At 64.3% G+C, this 12,395-nt stretch carries 12 protein-coding genes; 5 read left to right on the top strand and 7 right to left on the bottom strand.

The window, feature by feature from the left end; genetic code table 11:
- Positions 1–267: 267 nt before the first annotated feature.
- The gene (locus EV679_RS12435) at positions 268–702 is read right to left on the bottom strand and encodes a VOC family protein (protein WP_068370646.1); all 435 of its coding nucleotides are present in this window, start codon (positions 700–702) and stop codon (positions 268–270) included.
- Between the two features lie 101 nt (positions 703–803).
- Positions 804–1,775, bottom strand: a complete 972-nt coding sequence (locus EV679_RS12430; protein ID WP_130487391.1) for an MFS transporter — start codon at positions 1,773–1,775, stop codon at positions 804–806.
- 262 nt (positions 1,776–2,037) lie between these two features.
- On the opposite strand from EV679_RS12430, the gene EV679_RS12425 reads away from it, so the two are divergent.
- Positions 2,038–2,814 carry an AraC family transcriptional regulator gene (locus tag EV679_RS12425; protein ID WP_130487390.1) on the top strand — a complete coding sequence of 259 codons (777 nt, stop codon included), beginning with the start codon at positions 2,038–2,040 and terminating at the stop codon, positions 2,812–2,814.
- A gap of 43 nt (positions 2,815–2,857) precedes the next feature.
- On the opposite strand, the gene dsbG is transcribed toward EV679_RS12425, so the two are convergent.
- Both dsbG and EV679_RS12415 read right to left on the bottom strand, forming a co-directional pair.
- Positions 2,858–3,625 (bottom strand): thiol:disulfide interchange protein DsbG, encoded by a 768-nt coding sequence (gene dsbG / locus EV679_RS12420; RefSeq protein ID WP_130487389.1) that lies wholly within the window; start codon positions 3,623–3,625, stop codon positions 2,858–2,860.
- Between the two features lie 207 nt (positions 3,626–3,832).
- Entirely contained in the window at positions 3,833–4,702 is an 870-nt protein-coding gene (locus EV679_RS12415; protein WP_068370643.1) for a DMT family transporter, read from the bottom strand.
- A 120-nt stretch (positions 4,703–4,822) separates the two neighbouring features.
- On the opposite strand from EV679_RS12415, the gene EV679_RS12410 reads away from it, so the two are divergent.
- Positions 4,823–6,226 carry an aminotransferase-like domain-containing protein gene (locus EV679_RS12410; protein ID WP_242611483.1) on the top strand — a complete coding sequence of 468 codons (1,404 nt, stop codon included), beginning with the start codon at positions 4,823–4,825 and terminating at the stop codon, positions 6,224–6,226.
- Positions 6,227–6,240: 14 nt separating this feature from the next.
- Here the strand turns inward: EV679_RS12410 and EV679_RS12405 are convergent, their stop codons facing one another.
- Positions 6,241–6,696 (bottom strand): MaoC family dehydratase, encoded by a 456-nt coding sequence (locus EV679_RS12405; protein ID WP_068370642.1) that lies wholly within the window; start codon positions 6,694–6,696, stop codon positions 6,241–6,243.
- A gap of 239 nt (positions 6,697–6,935) precedes the next feature.
- On the bottom strand, positions 6,936–7,568 hold the full coding sequence (locus tag EV679_RS12400; RefSeq protein ID WP_130487388.1) for a LysE family translocator: 633 nt from the start codon (positions 7,566–7,568) through the stop codon (positions 6,936–6,938).
- Between the two features lie 81 nt (positions 7,569–7,649).
- On the opposite strand from EV679_RS12400, the gene EV679_RS12395 reads away from it, so the two are divergent.
- Entirely contained in the window at positions 7,650–8,978 is a 1,329-nt protein-coding gene (locus tag EV679_RS12395; protein WP_068370639.1) for an aminotransferase-like domain-containing protein, read from the top strand.
- A gap of 104 nt (positions 8,979–9,082) precedes the next feature.
- Here EV679_RS12395 and EV679_RS12390 read toward each other — a convergent pair whose 3' ends face one another.
- Positions 9,083–9,703: a TetR/AcrR family transcriptional regulator gene (locus tag EV679_RS12390; RefSeq protein WP_130487387.1), complete on the bottom strand. Its 621-nt coding sequence runs from the start codon at positions 9,701–9,703 to the stop codon at positions 9,083–9,085.
- 134 nt (positions 9,704–9,837) lie between these two features.
- Between EV679_RS12390 and EV679_RS12385 the strand changes: the two genes are divergently transcribed.
- Both EV679_RS12385 and EV679_RS12380 read left to right on the top strand, forming a co-directional pair.
- Positions 9,838–11,079: an MFS transporter gene (locus EV679_RS12385; RefSeq protein ID WP_130487386.1), complete on the top strand. Its 1,242-nt coding sequence runs from the start codon at positions 9,838–9,840 to the stop codon at positions 11,077–11,079.
- 48 nt (positions 11,080–11,127) lie between these two features.
- Positions 11,128–12,309: an MFS transporter gene (locus tag EV679_RS12380; protein ID WP_130487385.1), complete on the top strand. Its 1,182-nt coding sequence runs from the start codon at positions 11,128–11,130 to the stop codon at positions 12,307–12,309.
- The last annotated feature ends 86 nt before the right edge of the window (positions 12,310–12,395 follow it).

The raw sequence follows: 12,395 nt of genomic DNA, 5'->3' as shown, positions 1-12,395 counted from the left end.
ATGCCTGCGGCGGCCCCAGGGTATTGAGCAGTGCATCTATCACCAGGCGCAACCTGGCGGTCATGCGCGTGGTTTTCAGCCAAAGCAGGTGTATCGGCAGGGGGCTCGGGCTGCCTGGCGAACCGCAGCCAGATCACCCAGCCGCATATGCGGCTGGCGCGGCGCATGGCACAAACGCGAGCCAAGCTGTCCGGGCCGTCATGCTCCTGCTGGTGGCCGTGTGCGCAAGCGCCTTCGCGCTGGTCACCATCGGCCGGCGCGCCTAGTTCAGCGCCCTTGCGGGTCCGGCCTGTGGTGCACGTATTCCACCACCGTACCATCCGGATGCACGGCATTGAACGCAGCGCCGGTGGGCACGACCTGCAGCGGAAAGATAATTTCCGCGCCGGCCGCCACCAGCTTGTCATAGTATGGCCGGACATCATCCACCAGCAGGGTGCCGGTCGTCGATGTGAATGGCGCAAGCGCCTCCGGTGCCCCCTCAATCAGCAGGAAGGCCCCCACCATCGCCAACCGCAGGCCGGCTTCCGGGAAGGGAAAACCGGCATCCGCCTTCACGTCCTGCAGGTCCTCGTAGAAGCGCACAGACGCCTCCAGTTGCCCCGGACCAACGAAAACACGGATCAAAACGCGCGGCACCGGTTGCCGGGACGTATCGTTACGCTCGCGCCAGAGCTGGTTGAAATTGCGGGCTTGGGTCATGTCTTTTCCTGGACAAAAACTCGGACAGGCACCCAGTATGCGTTCTACCGTTTTTCACCGGTGCAGCCGTAGCGCAGCGAAACAGCTATTGTCAGCCATCCTCAGGACGCGTTCCGCCCGCTCGCCAGCACGGCTGGCAGGCCTGCCAGCGCCAGCAGCAGCAAGCCCCCCACCCCCACGAAAGCAATTTCCAGGCCGACGAAATGGGCGGCATAGCCGATCAAGGCCGGCCCGAGCAATACACCCAGGTACCCCAGCATGCTGGCGGCCGCGATGGCATGGGCGGCAGGCATGACGCGCTGGCGTGCCGCCAGGGAAAACAACACCGGCACGACATTTCCGACGGCCATGCCCGCCAGCGCCACGCACGCCAGCAGAACCGGAACGGATGTCACCCAGGCCAGCGACATGATGCCCAAGCCGGTGACTGCCATGCTGACCGAAAGCATGCGTTTCTCCCCCATGGCCAGGACCAGGCGGTCGCCCACCAGGCGGCTGAGCGCCATGGCCGTGGCGAAGACGGAATAGCCCATGCCGGCCAGGGACACATCAACATGCTTCACCTGCGTCAACAGGATTGCTCCCCAGTCCAGCATGGCGCCTTCGACCAGGAAGGTAATCAATGCCAATACACCCATCACCAACACGGCGCCTCGCGGCAGCACGAACATGGGATGATGTCCTTCTGCCCGGGTGTTGAGAAAGCCCGGCAATGCCCACAGGATCGCTGCGCCGATGACGACGCTGGCCAGCGCGGCGGCGGCGCCCGGCGGCAGACCGGCGGCCAGCAGCGCCGTTATGCCACTGGCCCCAGCCAGGCCGCCGATGCTGTACATGCCATGAAAGCCGGACATCAGCGGCACGCCCGCCAGGTCCTGTACCTGCGAACCGTGGATATTGGCCGCAACGTCAATGGCGCCTATGGACGCGCCGAACAGCAGCAACGCTGCGCCCATCGCCCATGGACTGGTGCCTATCACCAGCAGCGGCAAGGCCACGAAAATCCCCAGCGCCCCTGCGACAATGACACGCCTGCTACCCAGCCGCCCCGACAGGACGCCGGCTGCGGGCATGCCAAGCACCGCGCCCAGGCGGAAATCCCGCAGCCGGCAATGAAAAAGGCCAGCCGAGTGGCGCGTTTGGCGCCGTCCAGCGGCGCAGCAGTCGTGTCAGGGGTTCTCGTATGCATGTATGCCTGTCGTGGGGAAGGTCTTTCGTTCCGCATTGCCGTCGCACCGCTGCCGCAGACGCCTACGTCGGCCGGCAAGCCGAACAGTAATGAAATCCAAGCTTAGGCCAGCCCTGCCGGCGCGTCTCCATGCATAATGACCGAATATGTTGATAATCCGCCAATCCCTTGCCAATCCCGACCAGGCCCGCACCCCGATTGCCGGCCAGGTGGAGCGCTGGCAGCCAGGCAGGCTGGCGCCCCATAGCCATTTGCGCCACCAGGTGATCTATGCGACCCGTGGCGTCGTGCATGTCGCGACGCCTGCCGGCCAATGGATCCTGCCGCCCAGCCGTGCCATCTGGATAGGCGGTGGCATCCCACACGGGCTTGAGGTCAAGCGGCCGGCCGAGACCCGTGTGCTTTACATAGATCCCGACGCCTATGACATCCCCGGCGGCAGCGCCTGCCGGGTACTGGATGTACCACCCTTGGTACGTGAACTGATACTGGCCTGCGCCGAGTATCCCGCCGACTACACAGCAGATTCCCCCCAGGGCCGCATGGCTCACGTTCTGATCGACCAGTTGCAGGCCCTGGAGCAGGCCCCGGCGGATATCCCCATGCCGACGGACCCGCGTGCCCTGCGCATCGTTGCCATCCTGCAGCAGGACCCGGCCAACCGGGAACCTTTGGCCAGCCTGTGCCGCCATGCCGGTGCGAGCGCACGCACGCTGGAACGCTTGTTCTCCCTGGAAACCCGGATGAGTTTTGGCGCCTGGCGCTACCGCCTGCGCCTGTTGACTGCGATGGAACAACTCGCCTATGGCGCCAGTGTGACGCAGGCTGCGCTTGAAGTCGGCTATGAATCGCCTTCCAGCTTCATCGCCGCCTTTCGAAGCATGTTCGGCAAAACTCCCGCCAGATACTTCGGCCACGGCTGAACGGCCAGCGGGAGCGCTGCCTGGGCCGCGCCCACTCACGCGCTCAGAGCGGGCCGAACAATTCCGGCAAAGACTCCGGCTGGGGCATGCCGTTGAGCTTGGTCAACCCGCCCTTGCCGTCCTGCGTCACGATGCCAGGCGTACCACGAAAACCCAGGCTGGCCATCAAGGCCTGATTGGCATTGAGACTCGCGCCGGCCTTTGCGGAAATCTTCGCCGCAGGCTTGATCCCGCCCCTGGAAAAATTATGTTCGTTCTCAAGCAGCGCCGCCGTGCGGTCCTTGGCTTCCAGGATGGCGGCTGCCTTGGCGGGGCTGTCAGCCCTGATGACGCCGACCAGCACATGCCGCAATTGCACCTTGCCGGCATCCACCCAAGGCCGGGCAGCCTGCCAGAAACGATTGCAATACGGACAATTGGGGTCGCTGAAGGTATAGACGATGCGCGGCGCGTCCGGCTTGCCATCCAGCACCCAATCGGCCTCGGTCAACTGCGCCCAGGCCTGTTCCGCCATCGGCTGCGCCACCAGTTGCTCCAGGATCTCCTCGTCCAGCGCCTGCCCCTTCTCGTCCAGGCGCGTGCCGATGATCGCCTTGCCATCGCTGGTCAAATAAACGGCGACAGGCACATCCCCGGCAACGCCCGCGAAGGCGCGCAGGCCGCCTCCGACTTCAAACTCCTGCACCACCTTCAGCCCCTTGGCCTGCAGCGCCGTCACCGCTTCGGGCATCTCAGCCGCATGCGCAGGTGCGGCCCCCAGGGCCAGGCTTGCCAGAAGCAGGGAAGAAAAACAAAGGCTTTGCTGAAACATACGCGCTCTTATTCCTTGAGAAAATCCAGTGAAGGCAATGGCGCACGCTTGCACCCTACCGTCCGCCTGAAACCAGCCAGGCTCAATTCTCCCATGTAAGCGCCAGCTCGCCGACCATGAACCTGCAAGCAGGTGTCAACAAGATGCGGCATGCCACCATCGCATTGCCACGCAGGTGCCACGCCTCAGCTCCCGATTCCCTGGACTTCATCCAGCAGCCGCATAGCGCTTGGCGCCCGTCACGCACACGAGTGCTCCCAGCATGGCCACTAGCATACCGGTCGTCACCGGCTCATGCAGCAGACCGGCTGCCAGCGCCAGGCCCAGGAACGGTTGCAGCAACTGCAGTTGCCCGACCGCAGCAATACCGCCCAGCGCCAACCCGCGATACCAGAACACGAAGCCCACCAGCATGCTGAAAACCGAAACGTAGGCCAGGCCCAGCCAGGCCTCCTGCCCGATACCCACCAACGACGGCGGCCAGCACCACAGCGCCAGCGGCAGCATAACCGGCACCGACAGGACCAGGGCCCAGCTGATCACCTGCCAGCCGCCCAGGCGGCGCGCCAAGCCAGCCCCTTCGGCATAGCCCAGTCCGCAGATCAGCACAGCACCCAACATCATCAGATCACCCGGGATGGAACCAGCCGAACCGTCCAGCGCGGCATAGGCACTCACGCACAAGGCCCCTGCGCCGGAAAACAGCCAGAATGCCGGTCTAGGCCGTTCACCCCCGCGCCAGACGGCAAAGAGCGCGGTGCACAATGGCAGCAAGCCCACGAACACCATGGCGCGTGCCGCACTGGCTTGCTGCAAGGCCAGGGCCGTCAGCAACGGGAACCCGGCCACTACCCCCAAGGCAGTCAGGGCCAGCGCGGGCAAATCCTTGCGCTCGGGCGGCCGCTGCCGCAGTAGCCACAGCAAGGCAGCCCCCAGCAGCGCCGCGATCAGCGCCCGGACGCCGGTCAGGAACACCGGGTCGAATCCGCGCACGGCCAAACGCGTGGCGGGCAGAGAACCCGCGAAAATCGCCACGCCTATCATGCCCTGCACCCACCCTTTGCTGTTTTTCGACATCATCCTCTCCATCAAGCTTGATGGCAGTAGATCACCCGTTCCTGCTGCCGGGCCAGATACAATCCAGTACGATTAGAAAGAACTGTTATGGATCAAAATCCAGCACAGTTGATGACCGATATGAAAAACGCATCCCATCGCCAGGCTCAGGCACACACCCGCATCGAAGCTGTCATGGCGGAAATACAGTCCAGGATCGCTTCCCGCGTGTATCCGCCGGGTGCACGCCTGCCTTCCGTGCGCGCCCAGGCGCAAGCAATGCAATGCTCTGTTTCCACGGTCGTGGAGGCCTATGGCCGCCTCAGTGCCGGCGGCGCTGTGGTGTCACGCCCTGGCTCCGGGTTTTATGTTGCCGGGCCATTGGCCCCACTGGCGTTGTCTGAACTGGCCCCCGACCTGGACCGCGCCATCGACCCGCTGTGGATTTCCCGGCAGTCGCTGGAAACCGATGTGGACGTTCTCAAGCCCGGATGCGGCTGGCTGCCGCCCGACTGGCTCTATGAAACCGGTATGCGTCGGGCGCTGCGTACCCTGGCGCGTACATCCAGTACGACGCTTGCCGAGTACGCGCCCCCCTTGGGCAACCCCGCGCTGCGTCAATGGCTGGCACGACGCCTGGCCGGCAATGGCGTCGATGTCGCCCCCGAGCAGGTCATGCTCACCGAATCCAGCACGCACTCCATCGACCTGATCTGCCGCTTCCTGCTGCAGCCTGGCGATACCGTCCTGGTCGACGATCCTTGCTACTTCAATTTCCACGCGTTGCTGCGAGCGCACCGGGTTCATGCGGTCGGCGTGCCCTATACCCCACAAGGACCCGACCTGGATGCCTTCGCGTCTGCCTTGCAGGAACATGCGCCACGCCTGTATATCACCAATGCGGGCATTCACAACCCCACCGGCGCCACGCTCTCCCCCATCGTGGCGCATCGCCTGCTGAAACTTGCCGACACAGCCAGGCTCACGATCATCGAGGATGACATCTTCGCGGACTTCGAAACCACGCCGGCACCCCGGCTGGCCGCCTTCGACGATTTTTCCCGGGTGATACAGATAGGTAGTTTTTCCAAAACCATTTCCGCCTCGCTGCGCTGCGGCTACATTGCGACCCGACCAGACTGGCTGGAAGGATTGTCAGACCTCAAGATCGCCACGTCGTTCGGCGGCGGCCGCCTTGCGACAGAAGCCATCCTGGCCGCGCTGAGCGACAGCGGCTACCGCCGCCATATGGAGTCCATCCGGGTACGCCTGGCCGCCGCGATGGACACCACCCTGAAACGGCTTGCGGCACTAGGCATCCAGCCCTGGCTGCGGCCCCAGGCTGGCATGTTCCTCTGGTGCCGCCTGCCCGCCGGCGGCGATGCCGCCACGCTGGCCCGCACCTGCCTGAAGGCAGGTATCATCCTGGCACCCGGCAACGCCTTCAGCCAGTCGCAACGCGCCGCCGACTACCTGCGCTTCAATGTCGCCCAATGTGCCGACCCGCGCATTTTCGAAGTACTGGCACAAGCCATGGCCGGCTAGCTGGCCGCTGCGGCTCAGCCCGCCGGCCTGCGCATGACCAGCGTCTTGACCGTCATGCGCTGGCAGACCTCGTCGCGCTGGTTCAGCGTCAGGCACTCCATGATGACGATGGCCCGGTCCGGCTTGGACCTGGACGGCTGTATCTGCTTGACCGTGCTGACGACCCGCAGCACATCGTTCGGCCGGGTTGGCTGCGGCCAGGCCACCTCGACGCCCGCGCCTATCAGGCCATTGCCGACCGGAATACTCTGTACCAGCAGCTTCATGGTGATCGCGGCCGTATGCCAACCGCTGGCCGCCAGCCCCTGAAAAAACGTCTGCCGAGCGGCATCTTCGTCCAGGTGGAATACCTGCGGGTCGAACTGCTGGGCAAAGCCAATGACTTGCGCCACATCCAGCGCATGTTCGGCACTACGGAACTCCGTCCCGATTTCAATATCTTCCAGATAGATTTTGTTCTGCTTGGTCATGCAATCAGTCTCCTTGTGAAGCCTTCCGGGTTCAGGAATGAAAGGCTTCTCCACCCTATCCGGATGCCTGCCAGCCGCCTTTTTCTCCACCCTGAAAAGGTGGCAGTGCCGCGCAGACTCCGGCTTGTGCCTGCAGCCGGCTTGCGCCAACCCAGCATCCATCATAAGCCCGCGCCTGCCGCCATGCATCGACACCGACACCGGCACCGATACGCGCCTCTTGCGCTGACGCTTCCTGCCTAGCGCCGTTCCGTCGCAAGCCGCAGCGCCAATGCCGTCAACACTCCCGCCATCAACCAGCGCTGCATCCGCAACCACCCCGGACGCAAAGCAAGCCAACCCGCGATCGAACCGGCTGCACAGACGATGGCAAGATTGATCGAAAAGCTGATGGCAATCTGCACCAGCCCCAGCGTCATGCCCTGCAGCAACAGATCGCCCATGGCCGGGTCCATGAACTGCGGCAGCAACGACAGATACAGAACGGCGATCTTGGGATTGAGCAGATTCGTCACAAACCCCATCAGGAACAGCTTGCACGGCCTGTCTGGCACCATATCCGCGCGTATCGCGAATACCGGACTGCCTCCAGGCCGCACGGCCTGCCACGCCAGATACAACAGATAGGCCGCCCCCGCCCACTGTATCAGCGCATAGGCGTATGGCACGGCCAGCAGCAGCGCTGTGAGGCCACAAGCCGCACAGACCAGGTAGAAGAAGAAACCCATGACCACGCCGCACAACGACACCAGCCCCGCGCGCCGTCCCTGGGCGATGGAACGAGAGATCAGGTAAATCATGTTTGGACCTGGCGTGATCACCATGCCCAGGGCGACCAGGGAAAAGGCCGCGAGATTGCTGGCGGAAACCATTGTTGTGACTCCTGCAAAGGACTCATCATTGCACTGAGGCATAATTCAGTGCAATTGATATATTGCACTCGGAGCAATGACATGACGGACTACCGCACGCTGGCCGATGCCATCGCCGCCGATATCGCATCAGGCTGCCTGCCACCCGGCAGCCGGCTGTTGCCGCAGCGCGATTTTGCCGACCGGCACGGAATTGCCGCCTCCACTGCGAGCCGCGTCTACGCCGAGCTCGCCCGCCGCGGACTGACCAGCGGTGAGATCGGGCGCGGCACCTATGTCCGGCCCGCCTGGGCTGCGCCTCATCCTGCCCTGTCGGAGCCAGGCCTGGCTTCCGTAGACCTCGAAATGAACATTCCCGTCCTGGCCCAGGCCAATACCATGCTGGCCGACGCCACTGCCCGGATACTCCAGGCCGGCCTGTTCGGCCATGCCCTGCAGGCCGTGGGCACTGCCGCCAAGCCCCAGGCCCGCCGCATCGCTGCCGCTTTCCTGGCGCAAGCGCACTGGCAACCGCAGGACGACAGCATTTTTTTCACCGGCAACGGACGGCAGGCCATTGCCGCCGCGCTGCGCGCACTGGCTGCGCCGGGCGGCCGCATCGGCGTGGAGTCCCTGTCCTACCCGGGAATACGGGGCCTGGCCAGCCAGCTGGGCATTACGCTAGTACCGCTGGCCATCGACGCCCAAGGCCTGGTGCCCGACGCCATCCTGCAGACGCATGCAGCCACGCCGCTCGATGGCCTCTACCTGCAGCCTTCACTGCACAACCCCTTGGGCTGCCATATGGACACGGCTCGGCGCCAGGCCGTGGCAACCGTACTGGCCAGCACTGGTTTACCCGCCATCGAAGATGCTATCTACCGCTTTCTTGTCGATGACCTACCGCTTGCCGCTTATGCGCCTGAACAAGTCATCTACGTGGACAGCTTCTCCAAGCGCATTGCACCCGGCCTGACGCTGGGCTTCGCATCAGCCCCACCAGCCCTGGCGCCACGGCTGGCCGCCAGCATACGCGCTGGCGGCGTGGCGGCAGCCGGCTTTCCTCTCGCCCTGGGCCTGCAATTGATGTCCGACGGCAGCGCCCGGCAGATTGCCGCGCTCAAGCGTGCAGACGCCGCCATGCGGCAGGAAATCGCACGCCAGGCGCTTGCCGGCCTGGCGCCGGCAGGAGACCCGCGCGCCTATCACTTGTGGCTGCCCTTGCCCGCTGGCTGGCGTGCAGAAAACCTGGTCGCCGCCGCCGCCCGGCAAGGCATCGCCATTGCGCCGGGCAGCGCCTTTGCCATCGCCAGCGGACACTCGCCGAACGCCGTGCGCCTCGCCCTGTCGGCCCCGCCACCAGAGACGCTGCGCCAAGCCTTGACGCAACTGCGCCAGATCCTGGATGCAGGCGCAACGGAAATAGATTAGGTTGCTTGCCACCAGCACTAGCCACTTCGGCCCACGCCACCGGGTCATCGGGCCACCGGACCATCTTGTCGCCGGGCTGCCAGGTTGCCTGCCAGCCGCGTCGCCTAGCCAGCCGAATTAACCCTTCGCCCCTCGGACCCAGGCTCGGCCAGCAATCCGCGCAACAATAATTCCAACGCCTGCGTGGCCTGTTGCAAGCGTTGACTGCCATCTTCGGCATCCGCGATCCAGAACGCGGCTTCGGCCAGGCTGCCATAAATCATGGATGCCAGCGCCTGCGCATCAGCCTGCGCCACCACTCCCTGCTGCATGAGCCTGTCTATGATCTTCTGCATGGAGCTCACGCAGTGCCCTTGCGCCTCCGGCGTGGCGCCACCCAGTACGGCGCGCGCATCGCGTAGCACGATGCGCTGGATTTCCGGCTCCAGCGCCATTTTCAGGTAGGCGCGGCATCGCTTGCAAAACCCTGCCCAGTCATCCTCGGCCCCATCTGAAATCGCTTGCAGGCGCGCATCCATCTCGGCGTCGATCTGCATGACCACTGCCGCCAGCAGTCCCTTTTTGTCACCGAAATGATGGTACAGCGCTCCCCGGGTCAACCCGGCCCTGGCGGTCAGGTCATCCATTGACGCATCCGCGTAGCCGTCTTCGCCGAACACCCGACGGGCAGTGACCAGCAGTATCACCCTGGTTTCTTCCATTTCAGCACGTGTGCGACGAACCATCACATCCCCTTTACATACACATTGAATGTTTATTTACATACACTGCGTATGAATATATGATCACATTCATACGCTACGTATGTATTTTCGCCGTACCGTCCCCCCCAGGCAAGCGGCGCCTTCAGAGAAACAAGATGGCCAACCCCTATCGAGAACTTTTCAATGCGCCCGGCAGCCGTGGCTTTGTCCTGGCTGGCCTGTTGGCACGAATTCCCCTGCCCATGACGGGCATCTGCATCATCACCATGCTGTCACAATTGCGTGGCAGCTACGCGCTGGCAGGTGCCGTCTCCGCCACGTTCGTGCTGGCCTACGCCCTGGTTTCGCCCCAGATATCCCGCCTGGTCGACAGGCATGGGCAAAGCCGCGTCCTGCCCGCCGCCACGGCAGTCAGCAGCGTCGGGCTCCTGCTCCTGATCGCAGCCTCCTGGCATTCTCATGCCGTTTGGCCACTCTTTGCCGGCGCGCTGCTGGCCGGCTTCATGCCCAGCCTGTCGGCCATGGTGCGGGCCCGCTGGTCGGTGCTTTACCGTGGCCAGCCCAGGCTGCAAACCGCCTATTCACTGGAAACCGTACTGGACGAAGTGACTTTCATTGCCGGACCGCCGCTATCGGTAGGCTTGTCCGTTGCCGTGCTGCCACAGGCTGGCCTGATGGCAGCTGCACTTGTGCTGGCACTAGGTGTATCAGCCCTGGTCGTGCAACGTGGCACAGAGCCTCCCGTGAATCCGCAGCAGGCCACGTACGGCGCAGTGCGATCGGTCATCCGCCAGACGCCGGTACAACTGCTGGTGCTCATGATGATGGCAATGGGGGCGATAGTCGGCACTGTCGATATCGTGAGCGTGGCCTTTGCCGCACAGCTGGGCCAGCCGGCTGCGGCGAGCCTGATCCTGTCCGCCTATGCCCTGGGGTCCTGCCTGGCCGGGCTCGGCTTCGGTGCGCTGAAGCTGTCCGCCCCGTTGCACCGCCTATTGCTGCTGGGCGGTCTGGCAACGGCGGCCACAACGCTGCCTCTGCTGCTGGCAAATAGTATTCCCATGCTGGCCGCTGCGGTATGGATAGCCGGCCTGTTCTTCGCCCCAACCATGATCGTTGCCATGTCGCTGGTGGAACGGCTGGTACCGGAACAACGCCTTACCGAAGGCATGACATGGCTGCTGGCCGGCCTCAACATCGGAGTTGCGATGGGTGCCGCAGCCGCCGGCCAGTTGGTCGATGAACATGGTGCCCGGGCTGGCCTCCTGGTCGCACTCGGCGCAGCAACCGTGGTGCTGCTGGCAGCCTTGCGCGGCCATCAGCGCCTGCGGATAGCCACCCCGGCAGTCGCCCCTGCTGTCGCCCCTGACTCCACGCTGGAGCATTGCAAGCCATAACCCTGCATGCCTTTTCCTCTTTGACTGCTCATTTCAAGGTTACCAGCCATGAATCTCGCGCCTGATACCCATGCCACGTCCCGGCGCGCCTGGCTGGCAGTTATTGCCGTGGGCCTTGCCACGTTCTCGGTCGTGAGCACGGAAATGCTGCCGGTAGGCCTGCTGGATGCCATCGCCGCCGACCTGGGCACGTCCAACGGCAGGGCCGGCCTGATGATGTCCCTGCCCGCGTTGCTGGCCGCCGGCTTCTCTCCCTTGGTTGTCATCGTCTCGGGCAATCTGGACAGGCGCAAGATCCTGTGCGGCCTGCTGGCCTTGCTGGCACTGGCCAACCTGACCTCGGCGCTGGCGATAAACCTGGGCGGGATGCTGGCGGCCCGCGCACTGCTCGGTTTCTGTATCGGCGGCATCTGGGCCATCGCTGGCGGGCTGGCGGCGCGGCTGGTCCCAGGCCATGCCCTTGGCCTCGCCACTTCTGTCATTTTCGGCGGTGTGGCTGCGGCGTCCGTGCTGGGCGTACCGCTGGGGGCGATGATCGGCGAGCTTGCCGGCTGGCGCTGGGCCTTCGGCAGCATGGCACTGTTCAGCGGACTGGTACTGGTCTTGCATGGCGCTGTCCTGCCCGCCCTGCCAGTCTCCGGTTCCACGGCCTTGCGACATTTCCGAGCGCAATGGCACAACCGGCAGTTGCGTACCGGGCTGCTGTTGACACTTTTGCTGGTGGCCGGCCACTTCATCGCCTTCACCTTCGTGCGCCCCTTGCTGCTGACATTCCCAGCGTTCGATTCGCAATGGATAGGCATGCTGCTTTTCGCCTATGGCGTTGCCGGCGTGGCTGGCAACTTCCTCGCGGGCATGCATGCCGCGCGCCATACCAGGGCAACTGTGGCAGCAATCGCCATGGGCCTGCTGGCCGCGCCCCTGTTGTTCCTGGGCCTGGGCCACACGCCGGCCGGCGGGGCTATCCTGCTGCTGGCCTGGGGCCTGGCCTACGGCGGCGTCTCTGTCGGTTTAATGACCTGGATGATGAAAGCCGCTCCCAGGGCCGTGGAAATTGCCGCCGCGCTCTATGTGAGCGTGTTCAATATCGGCATTGCATTGGGTTCCTGGGCCGGCGGCCACAGCGTGGACAGGCTGGGCCTCGCCGGCAATCTCTGGCTGGCGGCTGGATTTGCCGCCGCCGCCCTGCTACTGGCCCTGCGCTCAAAGCCATTCACCGGCAACGAATAGGCAAAAAAAACCCCGTGCCAAAGACACGGGGATCATTCAGATACGGCTGGCGAGGATGCTGCCGCCGCATCCGCTCAACGGCTGCC

The sequence above is a fragment of the Kerstersia gyiorum genome (assembly GCF_004216755.1).
Lineage (GTDB): Bacteria > Pseudomonadota > Gammaproteobacteria > Burkholderiales > Burkholderiaceae_B > Kerstersia > Kerstersia gyiorum.
The sequence above is the reverse complement of the archived record's forward strand: the minus strand, read 5'-3'. Positions and strand labels throughout refer to the sequence as shown.